Origin of the sequence: Desulfobulbus elongatus DSM 2908 (assembly GCF_000621145.1) — a bacterium.
Taxonomy (GTDB): Bacteria; Desulfobacterota; Desulfobulbia; order Desulfobulbales; family Desulfobulbaceae; genus Desulfobulbus; species Desulfobulbus elongatus.
Genome location: NZ_JHZB01000027.1, coordinates 26594 through 41994 on the forward strand (window position 1 = coordinate 26594; position 15401 = coordinate 41994).

At 63.2% G+C, this 15401-nt stretch carries 16 protein-coding genes; 15 read left to right on the forward strand and 1 reads right to left on the reverse strand.

Going from position 1 to position 15401, the window contains the following annotated elements:
• The first annotated feature begins 3 nt into the window (after nt 1-3).
• From Q362_RS0113015 to Q362_RS20605, 6 genes are all read left to right on the forward strand, one after another.
• Nucleotides 4-1227 carry an ABC transporter substrate-binding protein gene (locus Q362_RS0113015; RefSeq protein WP_028319050.1) on the forward strand — a complete coding sequence of 408 codons (1224 nt, stop codon included), beginning with the start codon at nt 4-6 and terminating at the stop codon, nt 1225-1227.
• Nucleotides 1218-1907 (forward strand): GTP-binding protein, encoded by a 690-nt coding sequence (locus tag Q362_RS0113020; protein ID WP_028319051.1) that lies wholly within the window; start codon nt 1218-1220, stop codon nt 1905-1907. Before Q362_RS0113015 ends, Q362_RS0113020 begins: the two co-directional genes overlap by 10 nt.
• 113 nt (nt 1908-2020) lie before the next feature.
• Nucleotides 2021-3052 (forward strand): ATP-binding cassette domain-containing protein, encoded by a 1032-nt coding sequence (locus tag Q362_RS20595; protein ID WP_051554284.1) that lies wholly within the window; start codon nt 2021-2023, stop codon nt 3050-3052.
• Nucleotides 3043-3507 carry an ArsC/Spx/MgsR family protein gene (locus Q362_RS20600; protein ID WP_035216672.1) on the forward strand — a complete coding sequence of 155 codons (465 nt, stop codon included), beginning with the start codon at nt 3043-3045 and terminating at the stop codon, nt 3505-3507. Before Q362_RS20595 ends, Q362_RS20600 begins: the two co-directional genes overlap by 10 nt.
• A gap of 216 nt (nt 3508-3723) precedes the next feature.
• On the forward strand, nt 3724-4953 hold the full coding sequence (locus Q362_RS0113035) for an FprA family A-type flavoprotein (protein WP_028319052.1): 1230 nt from the start codon (nt 3724-3726) through the stop codon (nt 4951-4953).
• A 16-nt stretch (nt 4954-4969) separates the two neighbouring features.
• On the forward strand, nt 4970-5881 hold the full coding sequence (locus tag Q362_RS20605) for a hydroxymethylglutaryl-CoA lyase (protein WP_051554286.1): 912 nt from the start codon (nt 4970-4972) through the stop codon (nt 5879-5881).
• Nucleotides 5882-6012: 131 nt separating this feature from the next.
• Here the strand turns inward: Q362_RS20605 and nifA are convergent, their stop codons facing one another.
• Nucleotides 6013-7608: a nif-specific transcriptional activator NifA gene (gene nifA, locus Q362_RS0113045; RefSeq protein WP_051554308.1), complete on the reverse strand. Its 1596-nt coding sequence runs from the start codon at nt 7606-7608 to the stop codon at nt 6013-6015.
• A 592-nt stretch (nt 7609-8200) separates the two neighbouring features.
• Here nifA and nifH point away from each other — a divergent pair.
• From nifH to Q362_RS0113090, 9 genes are all read left to right on the forward strand, one after another.
• Nucleotides 8201-9028 carry a nitrogenase iron protein gene (gene nifH / locus Q362_RS0113050; RefSeq protein WP_028319054.1) on the forward strand — a complete coding sequence of 276 codons (828 nt, stop codon included), beginning with the start codon at nt 8201-8203 and terminating at the stop codon, nt 9026-9028.
• 56 nt (nt 9029-9084) lie between these two features.
• Nucleotides 9085-9429 (forward strand): P-II family nitrogen regulator, encoded by a 345-nt coding sequence (locus Q362_RS0113055; protein WP_028319055.1) that lies wholly within the window; start codon nt 9085-9087, stop codon nt 9427-9429.
• Nucleotides 9426-9800, forward strand: a complete 375-nt coding sequence (locus tag Q362_RS0113060; protein WP_028319056.1) for a P-II family nitrogen regulator — start codon at nt 9426-9428, stop codon at nt 9798-9800. The genes Q362_RS0113055 and Q362_RS0113060 overlap by 4 nt, the downstream gene beginning before the upstream one ends.
• Before the next feature lie 21 nt (nt 9801-9821).
• A complete protein-coding gene (nifD, locus tag Q362_RS0113065; RefSeq protein ID WP_028319057.1) occupies nt 9822-11459 on the forward strand; it encodes a nitrogenase molybdenum-iron protein alpha chain in 1638 nt (545 codons plus the stop codon).
• 24 nt (nt 11460-11483) lie between these two features.
• Nucleotides 11484-12857 carry a nitrogenase molybdenum-iron protein subunit beta gene (gene nifK / locus Q362_RS0113070; RefSeq protein WP_028319058.1) on the forward strand — a complete coding sequence of 458 codons (1374 nt, stop codon included), beginning with the start codon at nt 11484-11486 and terminating at the stop codon, nt 12855-12857.
• An 81-nt stretch (nt 12858-12938) separates the two neighbouring features.
• Entirely contained in the window at nt 12939-14099 is a 1161-nt protein-coding gene (locus Q362_RS0113075) for a NifB/NifX family molybdenum-iron cluster-binding protein (protein ID WP_035216674.1), read from the forward strand.
• Between the two features lie 52 nt (nt 14100-14151).
• Nucleotides 14152-14454 carry a (2Fe-2S) ferredoxin domain-containing protein gene (locus tag Q362_RS0113080; protein ID WP_028319060.1) on the forward strand — a complete coding sequence of 101 codons (303 nt, stop codon included), beginning with the start codon at nt 14152-14154 and terminating at the stop codon, nt 14452-14454.
• A 13-nt stretch (nt 14455-14467) separates the two neighbouring features.
• Nucleotides 14468-14914, forward strand: a complete 447-nt coding sequence (locus Q362_RS0113085) for a GNAT family N-acetyltransferase (RefSeq protein ID WP_028319061.1) — start codon at nt 14468-14470, stop codon at nt 14912-14914.
• A 23-nt stretch (nt 14915-14937) separates the two neighbouring features.
• Complete coding sequence (locus tag Q362_RS0113090) at nt 14938-15381, forward strand: hypothetical protein (RefSeq protein WP_028319062.1); 444 nt, start codon at nt 14938-14940, stop codon at nt 15379-15381.
• Nucleotides 15382-15401: the final 20 nt, after the last annotated feature.

The window sequence follows — 15401 nt, forward strand, 5'->3', positions numbered from 1 at the left end:
TCCATGCCGCCGATCCATCTCGACCTTTCCGTGCAGGACTGTCTGCAGCGCTATCCCCAGATCCTGCCGGTGTTCCAGCGCTTCGGCTTCCACGACTTCGACAATCCGCAGGTCCGGGAGAAACTGGGGCCCTTTGTCAAGCTGCGCACCCTGCTCGCCTTCAGGAAAATCGAGGCAGGAATCTTCCTCGACAGCTGCCGCGACGCCCTGACCGCTCAGCCCGACCTGCCCGCGCCGGCGGACATCCGGACAGCCCAACCGACCCTGCTCACCCTCCTGCCCTGCGGCCTCAAGGTCCCGCTCGACCGCGCCCTGCAGACCTTTGCCGAACAACTGGCCCACAACGGCACGCCGCTGGCCTACCTGGCCGAGGGCAACGTCAACCACGAACTGTCCTACTCTCCCTACATCGAGTCGGTGGAGTCGGTGGACGAACTGCCCGACCTGATCCTCAGCTCGGACCTCAACGCCTTTTACCATCACCGCTTTCTCGAACGTTTCGCGGCACCCGGCCACTTTGTCAGCGCAAACACCGCCATGGCGCCGCGGATGGCCGAGATCGGCTTCGCCGACCCGCACGGCCACTTCACCATGTTCTGCGCCAATGCCCTGGTGGCGGTCCGCGTCAGGGATCTGCGGCCCGAGTTGCCCACGCCCGTCTCCTGGGGCGATCTTCTGGACGAGCGCTACCGCAAGGCGATCATCATGCGCGGCCAGGACAGCTTTTTCTGCTCCGGCGTGCTCGTGCCCTTCTTCCGCCTGTTCGGCCGGGACGCCATCCCCAGGCTGGCGGCCAACGTCTGCGGCGGCATGCATCCCTCGCAGATGGTCAAGATGATCGACGCCCGCGCCGACGGCTGCCCGCCGCTGTTCGTCATGCCCTGGTTCTTTGCCCAAAAGATCAAGAGCAGGGAGCGGATCGACATCCTCTTTCCCCGGGAAGGGGCCTTCATCAGTCCGGTCCAGCTCCTGGTCAAACGGAGCCGGCGGCAGGCCCTGGCCCACGTGATCGACTTCCTCATGGGCCGGTCCCTGCACCAGCATTGCAGCGACAACTTCTTCCCCACCCCGCATCCCGAGGTGGCGGATAACCTGCCCGCCGGCGCCGGGCTGTTCTGGGTGGGCTGGGACTTCATCCACCGGCACGATCTCGAACAGGTGAAAAAACAGATCGGCGAGAGCTTCACCGAGACGTTCCTGCGCACCGGAGGCGGTCCATGCAGTTGATCACCGTTGCCGGCCCCCCTTCCAGCGGCAAGACCTCGGTGCTGATCAAGACCCTGGAGGCGCTGATGGCCGACGGCATCGCGGCCGGGGTGATTAAATTCGACTGTCTGGTCGCCGACGACGACGCGGTGTACCGCAGTGCCGGGGTGCCGGTGCAGAAGGGGTTGTCCGGGGTGCTCTGTCCGGACCACTATTTCGTCAGCAACATCGACCGGGTGCTGGAGTGGTCGGGCCGGCGGCAACTGGCCATGACCGTGATCGAGAGCGCCGGCCTGTGCAACCGCTGCTCGCCGCACATCAAGGGATCGCTGGCGGTGTGCGTGCTCGACAATGTCAGCGGCCTGCACACGCCGAAGAAGATCGGCCCCATGCTCAAACTGGCCGACGTGGTGGTGGTCACCAAGGGCGACATCGTCAGCCAGGCCGAGCGCGAGGTCTTCGCCTTCCGGGTGCAGAGCGTGGCACCCCGCGCCCGGATCATCCGGGTCAACGGCCGCTCGGGTCAGGGCGCGCACGCCCTGGCCGAGATGTTCAAGGCAGCCCCGGCATTGCAGGGAGACCTTGCGGCCCTGCGGCTGCGGTTCCCCATGCCGGCGGCCCTCTGCTCCTACTGCCTCGGCGAGACCAGGGTCGGGCCGGATTACCAGATCGGCCAGTTCCGCAAGCTGAATATCGACTGAAATGCGCCGGCCGGATGGGAGAGAAAAAGGAGCAATCCCGCAGGCGCCACCCGTGAGCGCGCACCCGGCAACAGGCATGATCACGCCATAACCCATCGGGAAACAGAACCACTGTGCAGCCGCTCACCGACGAAATACTTGCCCGAACCAGCCTTGCCAGCCTGCTGGCCGATTATCCTCTGCTCGAATCGGCGCTGCTGGAAACGGGCATCGAGTTCGATCCGGCCGAGGAAGTCACCCTCCCGGCCAAGCTGGCCCAATGGGCCGCCCTGCGCGGCCAGTCGGCGGAAGCCTTCCTGGCGCAGTTGCGCGAACGGATCGACGAACTCAACAACCTGCTCGGTGCCACGGTCTCGCTGACGCGCCTTGCGATCCTGGCTGGCCGCGACAAATCGGGACAGCCGGAGCAGGTGACGCAGATCGCCCTGCAGCGGGGCGACCTGTTGGCCATCGTCGGTCCCACCGGCTCGGGCAAGAGCCGGCTGCTGGCCGACATCGAATGGCTGGCCACCGGCGACACCCCCAGCGGACGGACCATTCTCGCCGATGGCCGGACCGCCGCCGACAGGCGGTTCGCCTCCGGCGGCGAACAACTGATCGCCCAGCTCTCCCAGACCATGTCCTTTGTCCTCGACGCCACGGTCGAGGAACTGCTCGGCCTGCACGTCGAGAGCCGGGGCATGGCGGCCGGCCTGGTGCAGGACACCATCGCCGCGGCCAACGACCTGTCGGGCGAACCCTTTTCCGGGGCCACCCCCCTGACCAGCCTCAGCGGCGGCCAGACCCGGGCCCTGATGGTGGCGGACACCGCCCTGGTCTGCCGCTCGCCGATCGTGCTCATCGACGAGATCGAAAACGCGGGCATCGACCGGCGCGCTGCCTTCAACCTGCTGCTCTCGCAGGAAAAAATCGTGCTTTCCGCCACCCACGATCCGCTCCTGGCCCTGTTGGCGCCGCGCCGGCTGTGCATGCGCCACGGCGCCATGCATTCGCTCCATGAACGGACCGGCGAGGAGGAAGCCCTCCTCGCCGACCTGGAACGACTCGACGATATCCACGCCGCCATCCGCACCCGGCTGCGGCTGGGCGAGCGGCTGAACGCCATCGATTTCGCACAACTACGGAGGGAACACTCATGGCCATGACCATCCGCTTCTTTGAAAAACCTCACTGCACCGGCAACGCCCGGCAAAAGGCCATCCTGCTCGCCGCCGGTCACCGGCTGATTGTCGAGGATATCCTGACCTACCCCTTCACCCGCGATGAGTTGCGCTCCTTTTTCGGTGCCATGCCGGTGGTCCACTGGTTCAACCAGCTGGCGTCGCGGGTCAAATCCGGGGAGATCGACTTCGACGCCATGGACGAGGACCGGGCCTTGGCGGCCATGCTGGCCGAGCCGGGGCTCATCCGCCGGCCGCTCATGGAAATCAAGGGCATACGGCTGGCAGGCTTCAATATCGAGGAGTTGGAACGGATCGGCGTGAGCTGCCGGCACAGCCCGCGCCTGGACCTGCTGGCCGGGGTGGACCTGGAAGGATGTCCGGGCCACGACATCGGCATGCAGTGCGACGACCCGCGCACCCTGCCGATGCTGGGATAAGGGAGCATATAGCGGGGCTTCCTCCGCCATTGTCCAGGGGCACACGGCCTCTTACGCCGACGGCCCGCCGCTTCCAGAAGTGCACGCCGATGGGGTCGCGGGTCATTTTGCGCCTGGAAATTTTCCGCTCACTGGCTTATCCTGCATGCTCTTCCCGTCCGTTTCGGACTTTCTTGCCAACAAAACCTGCACGACTTTATTGGAGCGGTGAACGCTATGCACATCAAAAACGTGATCGACGACATCTATCGCCTGTCCGTCAACATCGAGGACAAGAACTATCTCTTCGAGGGTATCTGGCCGATTCCCCACGGCATTTCCATCAACGGCTACCTGATCAAGGCGGAAAAGAACGTCCTGATCGACCTGACCCAGGACATCTTCAATTTTCCCCAGGAATTCACCCACCAGATGGACGGCGTCACCCTGGGCGTCGAGGACATCGACATCCTGGTGGTCAACCACATGGAGCCCGACCACTCCGGCTGGCTGCGCGAATTCTGCAAGAAAAACAGCAAGGCGGTCATCTACTGCACCAAGAAGGCCGTGCCGCTGCTGAACGCCTTTGCCGGGGTGCCGGCCGAACGGGCCGTGGCCATCACCGACGGCATGGTCCTGGAGGTGGGGGACTATGAACTCCAGTTCTTCGACACCCCCAACATCCACTGGCCCGAGACCATGATGACCTACGAGCGCAAGCGCAAGATCCTGTTCTCCTGCGACGCCTTCGGCTCCTACGGCAGCATCGACGAGGACGCCATCTTCGACGACCAGGTTTCCGAGGAGCGGCATGCGTTTTTCGAGGAGGAGGCCCTGCGCTACTACGCCAACATCGTGGCCACCTTCTCGCCCTTTGTCCTCAAGGGCCTGGAGAAGCTGGGCGGCCTGGCGATCGAGGTGATCTGCCCCTCGCACGGCATCATCTGGCGCGACAATCCGGCGGTGATCATCGAGCATTACCAGCGCTATGCCGGATACAGCAAGGGACCGGCCGAGCGCGAAGTGACCGTGGTCTGGAGTTCCATGTACGGCAACACCAAACAGGTGCTCAACCTGGTGATCGAAACCCTGCGCCGGCGCGACATCCCGGTGCACGTTTTCCAGGTGCCCGGCGACGAGATCGGCTACATCCTGGCCAGCGCCTGGAAATCCGCAGGGCTGATCTTCGGCATGCCCACCTACGAATACAAGATGTTTCCGCCCATGGCCCATACTATCGATGAGCTGATGGTCAAGAAGGTGACGAACAAGAAGGTGTTCCGTTTCGGCTCCTTCGGCTGGTCGGGCGGTGCCCAGAAGGATTTCGAAACCAGGACCGAAAAGGCCGGCTGGGACATCCTGGGCCACTACGAATGGCAGGGCGCGCCCACCGAGGCCGACAAGGCGGCCATGCAGCAGGCCCTGGAAGCGTACTGCGACGCCCTTATCGCCTTTACTCCCCGGTAACCCACGCATCCCGACCATGCCCGGCACACCCGGACCCGAAGCCGGAGGCGGCCCTGCCGCCCCCGGCTTCGTCCTTCTCGAAGAACAATCTCTCCGCGACGGCCTGCAGAACGAGGCCCGTCTGCTCACTGTGGCCGAAAAGCTGGAACTGGTCGGCCTGCTGGCAGCGGCCGGCATCCGCCGCATCCAGGTCGGCAGCTTCGTCGATCCGCGCCGGATGCCGCAGATGGCCGGAACCGGGGAACTGGTGGCGCAGGTGCAGGCGGACTGGCCGCATCTCCTCTGCTCGGCCCTGGTGCTCAACGCCAGGGGACTGGAGCGGGCGCTTGCCTGCGGCATGCACCATCTCAGCCTGTCGGTCTCGGTGGCGGAATCCCACAGCCGCAGAAACGTGGGCCGCGCGGCCGCGGATGCCCTGGACGACATGGTGGCACTGGTGCGGGGTGCAGTGGCGGCGGGGGTGCGGGTCAGGGCCGGGGTGCAGTGCGCCTTTGGCTGCTTGCAGGAGGGGGACGTGGATGAGGCAACGGTGTTGGCCGCGGTGAAACGCCTGGCCGCCGCCGGCGCCGCGGAGATCAACCTGGCCGATACCGCCGGGCTCGCCACCCCTTTTCAGGTGCGGCGGCTGGTGGCACGGGTGCGGGCCGCCGTACCGGAGGCGCGGCTCTCGCTTCATCTCCATGATACCGGCGGACAGGGTCTCGCCAACCTGGCCGCCGGCTACGGGGCCGGCGTGCGCCTCTTCGACACCGCTGCCGGCGGTCTCGGCGGCTGCCCCTTTGTCGAGGGGGTGGCCGGCAACGTGGCCACCGAGGAGGCGGTCCGTTTTTTCGAAGCAATAGGGGTGGCCACCGGTGTCGACCTCGCCGCTCTGGCGCAGGTGGTCCGGCGATACGAAGCCTTGCTGGGACGAACCCTGGTGAGGTGAGAGAGGAAGGGCAGCCTGACCAGCCTCTAAGGCCGGTCAAGCTGGAGAGAGGCGGCGAACACCCTTCCCTCGGCCCATGACAGCGCACCCTGTCAAGGGCCAAGGGTGTCCCGGAATCGGAGGAGGTGGATTCAGGGACACTGAAGGGCGAATTTCTTGATCCGGTACCCCATCTGCCGTTGGGTCAGACCCAACTCGCGGGCCGCCCGCGACTGGACCCAGCCGTTGCGGATCAGGGCCGATTCGACCTCTTCCCGCTCCAGATCGCGCAGGGATTTCCTGGGTTGCTGCGGGTGCGCGGCCTGGGGATCGGCAACCGCCGGCTGGGGTACCGACGGTCTCAGGGACGGCGGAATGGTTCCCTGCTCCGGCCTGACCATGTAGTCGGGCAGATCCTCCACCCGCAGCACATCGCCCGCCGCCAGGATCACCAGCCGCTCCACCAGGTTCTGCAGTTCGCGCACGTTGCCGGGCCAATCGTAATCCGTGAGGAAATCGAGAAATTCCCGCGACATCCGCAGCAACTTCTCGTTGCGTTTGTTGCTCGACCGCAGGAAATGGTCGAGCAGCAATGGAATGTCGTCCCGGCGCTTGCGCAGCGGCGGCAGGTGAAGCGGCACCACGTTGAGGCGGTAATAGAGGTCGTTGCGGAACACTCCCTGGACCACGGCCTGTTCGAGATTGACGTTGGTGGCCGCAATGATGCGGACATCGACCGTCAGGGTCCGGGACGCCCCCAACCGTTCGAACTGCTGCTCCTGGAGCACCCGCAGCAGCTTGGCCTGGAGCGGCAGGGGCAACTCGCCGATCTCGTCGAGAAAGATGGTGCCGCCGTCCGCCTGCTCGAACCGGCCGATCCGGGACACCACCGCGCCGGTGAAGGCGCCCTTCTCGTGACCGAACAGCTCGCTTTCCAGCAGGTTCTCCGGCAGGGCCGCGCAATTCACCTTGATGAACGGTTTGTCCAGCCGCGGACTGGCGTCATGGATGGCCCGCGCCACCAGTTCCTTGCCGGTCCCCGATTCCCCCAACAGCAACACGGTCGCCGTCGACGGCGCCACCCGCTCGATATTCCAGTAGACCTCCTGCATGGCCTTGGACTGGCCGATGATCTGATGGCGGTGATACCGGCCGTGCAGCTTTTCCTTGAGGCTGAGATTTTCCTGCACCAGCAGTTCCCGGTCCTTGTGAATGGCCCGGTGCAGGTTGAGGAACTGGGCGATCAGGGTTGCCAGCACGGTGAGGAAGCGCACGTCCTCCTCAAAGGAAATCTCGGGCCCGAACAGCCGGTCGACACTGAGCACGCCGACGGTGGTGCCGGCGAGCGTGACCGGCACGCCGATGAAGGAAATGGTTTCCTTGGAAATCCTGGTTCTGGCGCCGGTCCGGTTGAGAAACAACGGTTCACTATGGACATCCGGCACCACAAAGGGCGAGGCGGTGGTGAACACCTGCCCGTAAATGCCTTCATTGAGGCCATACACGCCTCGCTGCTCTTCCTCGACGCTGAGCCCGTAGGATGCCCGAATCACCAAGTGACGGCCCGTTTCATCCAACAGGGCCAAGGTGGCCCGTTCCATGCGCAGGGTGTCGTGCAGGATCTTGAGAATGGAGGCCAAGGTGGTATCGAGATGAACGGCGGCACCGATCAGATTGACGATGTTGTACAGGGCCTGCACTTCAAGCGCCGAAGTTATTGTTGCTTTTGACGACTCTTCCGCAGACATGATGCTGTATTCTCCCTCATGCAACGCATATACCCTAAATCATATATGCTTCTTCCTCCATTCATAAGCAATAATCGATCCTTTTTTGAAACATGGGCAAACAACCGCGATATCAACATAATAACATATTAATATAACAAGAAAATATAGAAAAATTCCCTCAAGGCACCCCTCCTTTGCCACACGCGGACACATCGATGTCGTTCAAAATTGCAAAGAACATCTTTTACTTCTTACATAAATGAACGATATGTTCCCGGCCGGGTTCGCTGGCGGCGGCGGGAAAAAATCGGCTGTTGACCACCACCGCCTTTCCCGTTGCCGCCGCGCTTGCCGGCGCGACAATTCTGTCGGATATGTACCGAATTGTACGGACCGCGACATTCATGAAGCGGGCCCGTTTTTGAAAAATCGCGCGGTCTCTTCACGCAATATACTGGAAACAAAAGAAATAAAGAGAGGGCATTCTCCTGGCACAGCCCTTGCCTTACCAGGTACAGCCTGTCGGGCACCTTGCCCCGGCAACCAGAGACGACCACAACGTACCCCCTGTAACCGTGTACATAACGAGACAACACAAAGGAGACACACCATGAGAAAAGTAGCAATTTACGGCAAAGGCGGCATCGGCAAGTCAACCACCACCCAGAACACCGTTGCCGGCCTGGTTGAGATGGGCAAGAAGGTCATGGTCGTCGGCTGCGACCCCAAGGCCGACTCCACCCGTCTGCTTCTGGGCGGCCTGGCCCAGAAATCGGTTCTCGACACCCTGCGCGAGGAAGGCGAGGACGTGGAACTCGACGATCTCCGCAAGCTGGGATACGGCGGCACCTGGTGCGTTGAATCCGGCGGACCGGAACCGGGCGTCGGCTGCGCCGGCCGCGGCATCATCACCTCGATCAACATGCTGGAGCAGTTGGGTGCCTACGATGCGGGCGAAGAGCTGGACTATGCCTTCTACGACGTTCTCGGCGACGTTGTCTGCGGCGGGTTCGCCATGCCGATTCGCGACGGCAAGGCCGAGGAAATCTACATCGTCTGTTCCGGCGAGATGATGGCCATGTACGCGGCCAACAACATCTGCAAGGGTATCGTCAAGTTCGCCCAATCCGGCAACGTCCGCCTGGGTGGCCTGATCTGCAACTCTCGCGCCGTGGACAACGAGCGCGAAATGATCGAAGAGCTGGCCAAGAAGCTCGGCACCCAGATGATCGCCTTCGTTCCCCGCGACAACGACGTCCAGCGGGCCGAAATCAACCGCAAGACGGTCATCGAGTGGAACCCGGAAGTGAAGCAGGCCGACGCCTACCGCACTCTGGCCAAGGCCATCGACCAAAACAAGATGTTCGTCATCCCCAAGCCGCTGGCCATTGAGGAACTCGAACAGCTGCTGTTGGACTACGGTCTGATGGAAGCATAAGCAAAGGCAAGCAAAGCGTACTCACCGCAACCCGTTTTATTAAGGAGCCAATTACCATGTTGATCATGATCAGAGCCATCGTCAGACCCGAAAAAGCCGACGCCGTTCTTGCCGCCCTGATGGACGCCGGATTTCCCGCTGTCACCAAATACTCGGTCGCCGGCCGCGGCAAGCAGCGCGGCATCAAGATCGGGGAGGTGACCTACGACGAGATCCCCAAGACCATGCTGATGAGCGTCATCAACGAAGAGGACAAGGATTTCGTCATCAACACCATCATGAACACCGCCCGTTCCGGCGCCAAGGGTGCCTTCGGCGACGGCAAGATTTTCATCAGCGACGTCGAATGCGCCTACACCATCAGCTCCGGCGTCAAGGAAGGCGCGGAGGTGGAGGCATGAAAGAGGTGATCGCCATCGTGCGCATGAACATGATGAACCAGACCAAGAAGGCGCTGACCGAGGCCGGGGTGGATGCGTTTTTCGCCCACGAGGCCACGGGGCGGGGCAAGGGTTTCGTCAACCCCCAGGTCCTTGCCGGGGCCGAGGAAGGGTATGAAGAGGCGGCTTCCCTGCTCGGCGAGAAGGGCAAGCTCTATCCCAAACGGGTGATCACCATCGTCGTGGACGACGATTTCGTCGACACCGTGGTCGACACCATCGTCACCACCAACAAGACAGGCAAACCGGGCGACGGCAAGATCTTCGTCCTCCCGATCAAGAACGCCGTTCGCGTGCGTACGGGCGACGCGGGAATGAAGGCCATATCCTAAAAGCCCAGGGAGAAGAACAACATGGCGACTGCAAAGAACAAGCTCGTCCAGTGGGAACCCACGGACATCAAAAAAGAGCTCCTGAAAAAATATCCGGCCAAGGTGGCCCGCAAGCGGGCCAAGCAGATCCTGATCAACGAGGCCCTGGAGAACACCACGCCGGAGATCACCGCCAACGTGCGGACCATCCCCGGCATCATCACCATGCGCGGCTGCACCTATGCCGGCTGCAAGGGCGTTATCATGGGTCCGACCCGCGACATCGTCAACCTGGTGCACGGCCCGATCGGGTGCAGTTTCTACGCCTGGCTGACCCGGCGCAACCAGACCGACGCCGGCGTCGACGGCGAGAACTACATGACCTACTGCTTCTCCACCGACATGCAGGACTCGGACATCATCTTCGGCGGCGAGAAAAAGCTGGCGGCGGCCATCCAGGAGGTCTACGACCTGTTCCACCCCAGGGCGATCACCATTTTCGCCACCTGCCCGGTGGGTCTGATCGGCGACGACATCCACACCGTGGCCCGGAACATGAAGGAAAAGCTGGGCGACTGCAACGTGTTCGCCTTCAGCTGCGAGGGCTACAAGGGCGTTTCCCAGTCGGCCGGCCACCACATCGCCAACAACCAGGTGTTCACCCACATGGTGGGCGAGAACGACGAGATCAAGCCGGGCGAATACAAGATCAACCTGCTGGGCGAATACAACATCGGCGGCGACGGTTTCGAGATCGACCGCGTGCTACGCAAGTGCGGCATCACCACCATCTCGACCTTCTCGGGCAACTCGACCTACGACCAGTTCGCCAGTTCCCACACCGCCGACCTGAGTTGCGTCATGTGCCACCGCTCGATCAACTACGTGGCCGACATGATGGAGACCAAGTACGGCATCCCGTGGATCAAGGTCAACTTCATCGGCGCCAAGTCGACCATCAAGTCGTTGCGCAAGATCGCCGAATATTTCGGCGACCAAAAGCTGATCGACCGGGTCGAGGCCGTGATCGCCGAGGAGATGCCGGCTGTGGACGCGGTGCAGCAGGACGTGCTGCCGCGCACCCAGGGCAAGACCGCCATGCTCTTTGTCGGCGGCAGCCGGGCGCACCACTATCAGGATCTGTTTGCCGAAATGGGCATGCGGACCCTGGCCGCCGGCTACGAGTTCGCCCACCGCGACGACTACGAGGGCCGCCACGTCATCCCCAACCTCAAGGTGGATGCCGACAGCCGCAACATCGAGGAACTGGAGGTCGAGGCCGATCCCGCCCGGTTCAAACCGCGCAAGTCCGAGACCGAACTGCAGAGTTTGATCGAGCAGGGGTTCAGGTTCAAGGACTACGACGGCATCATTCCGGACATGGACTCCGGTTCGCTGGTCATCGACGATCTCAACCAATACGAGGCCGAGAAACTGGTGGAACTGATGAAGCCGGACATCTTCTGCGCCGGCATCAAGGAAAAATTCTCCATCCAGAAACTGGGCATTCCCATGAAACAGCTACACAGCTACGACTCGGGCGGCCCGTACGCCGGATTCCAGGGCGCGATCAACTTCTACAAGGAAATCGACCGTCTGGTGAACAGCAGGGTCTGGGGCTACCTCAAGGCGCCCTGGCAAGAAAACCCCGAACTCTCGGCCACCTACGTGTGGGAATAACGCATCCATTGAGAGGGCAGAACAATGCTACTTCGACATACACCCAAGGAAATAACCGAGCGGAGCGCCGTCACCATCAACCCGGCGAAAACCTGCCAGCCCGTCGGCGCCATGTATGCCGCCCTGGGCATCCACGGCTGTCTCCCCCACAGCCATGGTTCCCAGGGGTGCTGCGCCTACCACCGCAGCGCCCTGACCCGGCACTACAAGGAACCGGTTTCCGCCGCCACCAGCTCATTCACCGAGGGTTCCTCGGTGTTCGGCGGCCAGGCCAACCTGCTCCAGGCCATCAACAACATCTTCACCGTCTATAACCCGGAAGTCATCGCGGTGCACACCACCTGTCTCTCCGAGACCATCGGCGACGACCTCAGCCAGATCTTCGACAAGGCCCGCAAGGAGGGCACCGTGCCCGAGGGCAAGACCCTGATCGGCGCCTCGACCCCGAGCTACGTCGGCTCGCACGTGACCGGTTTCTCCAACATGGTCAAGGCCATGGCCGACCTGGCCGAACCCACCGGCAAGAAGAACGGCAAGGTCAACGTCATCCCCGGCTGGGTCGAGCCGGCGGACATGGAAGAGATCAAGCGGCTGGCCCAACTGGTCGGCGCGGACATCACCCTCTTTCCGGATACCTCCGGCGTGCTCAACGGCCCGCTGTCCGGCGAGTTCCACATGTTTCCCCAGGGCGGCGTCACCGTAGCCGAACTGATGGACTGCGGCAGCGCCATCGGCACCCTGGCCCTGGGCGAGTGGTGCTCGGCCGACGCGGCCCGCCTGCTCGACACCAAGTGCAAGGTACCCTGCCGCATCCTGGACATGCCGTTCGGCCTCAAGGCCACCGACCGGTTCGTCGATGCCCTGCGCATCGTCGCCGGCACCGTGGTCCCGGACGAGATCAACTATGAACGCGGCCAGTTGGTGGATCTGATCTCCGACATGCACCAGTACTTCTATCAGAAGAAGGTGGCCCTGTTCGGCGACCCGGATCAGCTCATCGCCATGACCGAGTTCCTGGTGTCCATCGACATGTGGCCGGTGCACCTGGTGACCGGCACGCCGGGCAAGCGGTTCGAACGGCGGATCAAGGAACTGACCAAGGGCCTGCCCTACGAGGTCAACGTCCGGGCCAAGGGCGATATGTTCCTGCTGCACCAATGGATCAAGAACGAGCCGGTGGACCTGCTCATCGGCAACACCTACGGCAAGTACATCGCCCGTGACGAGGATATCCCCTTCATCCGCTGGGGCTTCCCGATCCTCGACCGCCAGGGGCACCAGTATTTCCCGACCGTCGGCTACAAAGGCGGCCTGCGGTTCCTGGAAAAGGTGCTGAACGCCCTCCTGGACCGCCAGGACCGGGATGCAACGGAACAGAAGTTCGAGCTGGTGTACTGATCGCGGCTACTCCGTCCGGTGGAGGGTTCTCCTTGTCCCCTTCGCCGGATCTTTCTTTCCATTTACCCTTGGGCCGACATCATGCCTGTCATTCCCATCTCCAGCGCGCCCGGCTATATCGCCCCGGAAAACGGAGCGGACCCGCCTGTCCTCAGGCTGCCGGTCGCGCCGGTTCCCTTCTGCCGCATGCGGTACACCCCGGAAATCAAAGCCCTTCCGGCCATGAACGCCGCCGAGGTCGTTGCCGAGGTGAACCGGCATCAGGGGCTCACCCATGTCGAGCTGGACGGCCCGGGCGACCCCCTGGCTTCCATGACCGCGACCCTGGCGACAGTGGCCCTGCTCAGGCAGCATCGTCCCGACCTGACCATCGGACTCGCCACCGTGGGCCTGACCGGCGCCGAGCGCGCCGCCGAGCTGGCAACGGCCGGAATCAGCACGATTGCCCTGCTGGTCGAGACCCTGGATGCGGCCACGGCGGAACAGCTTTACGCCTGGATCCGTCCCGGTAAGAAAACCATTCCGCTGCAACAGGTGGTGCCGCTCCTGCTGGACGAACAGGCCAAGGCGGTGCCGGCCCTGGTCGAAGCCGGCCTGGCGGTCACCATTCGTATCACGGTCTATCCCGGTCTCAACGCCCACCAGATTGCCGCCATCGCCGAGACCATGGCCGAACTGGGGGCGAGCGCGGTCGAATTGATTCCCTTCACGCCCGATCCGTCCCAGGACCACGCCCCGCCGGCGGCAACCCGGGTGCACATGGAACAGATCGCCAAACTCACCAGCCACTTTCTGCCCACCACCGCCGAAGAGCTGGCCGTGGCCGATTGCGGCTGCGCCTCGAGCTGCGGCTGCGGCGTCGCCGCACCGGTGCAGACCGGCCAACTGCCCAAGCCCAGCACCGAGCGCCCCCGGGTGGCGGTGGCCAGTGCCACCGGCATGAATGTGGACCTCCATCTCGGCCAAACGAAGACCTTTCTCATTTACGGTCCAAGGGAAGACGGCCTGACCTGCCTCCTGGAAACCCGCCCCGCGCCGGATCCGGGCAGCGGCGAATCCCGCTGGGAGCAGCTGGCCGACACCCTGGACGACTGTTTCGTCCTGCTGGCGGCCAGCGCCGGGCAGCGCCCCCGCGAGGTCCTGGGCCAGCGGGGCATCCGCGTCATCCTCACCGAGGAGAACATCGAGGGCACGGTGGACGTGCTCTACGGTGGCGGCAAGCAGCACAAATGCAAGAAGTGAAACAAAAACAACCCAAAACACTCCCCCTTCATCTCACACAAAGGAACGAACCATGGCCATTCCCGAAAAACAAATCCTCGTCTGTCAAAGTTTCCGCACCAAAGGCGACGCCAAGGGCCTCTGCCACAGGCAAACCGACGGCTTCCTCCAGTACATCGAGGAAGAGATTCTCGATCGCGGCCTGGACGTGCAGGTCATCGCCACCGGCTGTCTCAAGCAGTGCGAATCCGGTCCGATAATGGTCGTCGAGCCGGAAAACTGGTGGTACAAAGGCGTGACCAGCACCGAGGTCATCGATGCCATCCTCGACAGCATCGAGGACGGCGAGCCGGCAGCCGACTATCTGATCGAATAACCGGGAACCCGGCATGGCCACCGTGCGCCCCGCCCGACCGCAGGATCTGGAGCCGATGGTCGGGTTGCTCCGGCTCCTGTTCACCATCGAGGAAGACTTCGGTTTTGACGCCGTCAAGCAGCGGCAGGGATTGGCCCTGCTGCTTAACGACGACCGGGCCTGCATTCTGGTGGCCGAAGAGGCGGGGCAGGCCGTCGGCATGTGCACTGGTCAGTTGGTCATCAGCACCGCCGAGGGCGGCCCGGCGGTACTGGTCGAAGATGTGGTGGTCGCCCCGGAGCATCGGGGCCGGGGCACGGGGCGCGCCCTGATGGACGCACTGACCGGCTGGGCCAGGGAGCGGGGTGCGACCCGGATGCAACTTCTCGCTGACAAAAACAATCCCCCAGCCCTGGCCTTTTACGACCGGCTCGGCTGGGGGAGCACCGCCCTGATCTGCCTGCGCCGGTACATCGACTGAACATCCGCAGACAGGAGGATGCCATGGCCGACTTTTCCCCTCCCAACCTGGTCGGTTTCGCCGATATCCGCACCCAGGCCATCGACGACTGGCAGGAATATCGCCAGGCCGGCCGCCAGTTCCTCGATCTGGCTGAGACGGCTTTTCGCAACAAGAACGCGATCTTCACCACCACGATCCTCTACAACCTCATTGCCATGGCCATCGAAAAACTGGTGATGAGCCGGCTGATGGCCCTCGGCCGCCTGCCGTACAACCACACCATGCACGACCTGGTCGCGGCCCTCGAGGAATGGCGGCCCGCCGTTGTCCAAGGCATGGCGGCATCGCTCCGCGCCCTGGACAGCTACCAGGAAATCTGCGATCCCTACACCAGCACCTCCCGGACACCCACGCCCGCGGAAATCGAGTCCATGCTCGGCCTGGCTCGGCAACTGGAGCAGCGCCTGGAAACGGATGCGGCCTGAACAGGCCGGGTGAAACACCT

What these genes read in the sequence shown, in the direction of transcription:
- Q362_RS0113015 (WP_028319050.1), top strand. Translation starts at nt 4, where the DNA reads ATGCCGCCGATCCATCTCGACCTTTCCGTGCAGGACTGTCTGCAGCGC.
- Q362_RS0113020 (WP_028319051.1), top strand. Translation starts at nt 1,218, where the DNA reads ATGCAGTTGATCACCGTTGCCGGCCCCCCTTCCAGCGGCAAGACCTCG.
- Q362_RS20600 (WP_035216672.1), top strand. Translation starts at nt 3,043, where the DNA reads ATGGCCATGACCATCCGCTTCTTTGAAAAACCTCACTGCACCGGCAAC.
- Q362_RS0113035 (WP_028319052.1), top strand. Translation starts at nt 3,724, where the DNA reads ATGCACATCAAAAACGTGATCGACGACATCTATCGCCTGTCCGTCAAC.
- Q362_RS20605 (WP_051554286.1), top strand. Translation starts at nt 4,970, where the DNA reads ATGCCCGGCACACCCGGACCCGAAGCCGGAGGCGGCCCTGCCGCCCCC.
- nifA (WP_051554308.1), bottom strand. Translation starts at nt 7,608, where the DNA reads ATGTCTGCGGAAGAGTCGTCAAAAGCAACAATAACTTCGGCGCTTGAA.
- nifH (WP_028319054.1), top strand. Translation starts at nt 8,201, where the DNA reads ATGAGAAAAGTAGCAATTTACGGCAAAGGCGGCATCGGCAAGTCAACC.
- Q362_RS0113055 (WP_028319055.1), top strand. Translation starts at nt 9,085, where the DNA reads ATGTTGATCATGATCAGAGCCATCGTCAGACCCGAAAAAGCCGACGCC.
- Q362_RS0113060 (WP_028319056.1), top strand. Translation starts at nt 9,426, where the DNA reads ATGAAAGAGGTGATCGCCATCGTGCGCATGAACATGATGAACCAGACC.
- nifD (WP_028319057.1), top strand. Translation starts at nt 9,822, where the DNA reads ATGGCGACTGCAAAGAACAAGCTCGTCCAGTGGGAACCCACGGACATC.
- nifK (WP_028319058.1), top strand. Translation starts at nt 11,484, where the DNA reads ATGCTACTTCGACATACACCCAAGGAAATAACCGAGCGGAGCGCCGTC.
- Q362_RS0113075 (WP_035216674.1), top strand. Translation starts at nt 12,939, where the DNA reads ATGCCTGTCATTCCCATCTCCAGCGCGCCCGGCTATATCGCCCCGGAA.
- Q362_RS0113080 (WP_028319060.1), top strand. Translation starts at nt 14,152, where the DNA reads ATGGCCATTCCCGAAAAACAAATCCTCGTCTGTCAAAGTTTCCGCACC.
- Q362_RS0113085 (WP_028319061.1), top strand. Translation starts at nt 14,468, where the DNA reads ATGGCCACCGTGCGCCCCGCCCGACCGCAGGATCTGGAGCCGATGGTC.
- Q362_RS0113090 (WP_028319062.1), top strand. Translation starts at nt 14,938, where the DNA reads ATGGCCGACTTTTCCCCTCCCAACCTGGTCGGTTTCGCCGATATCCGC.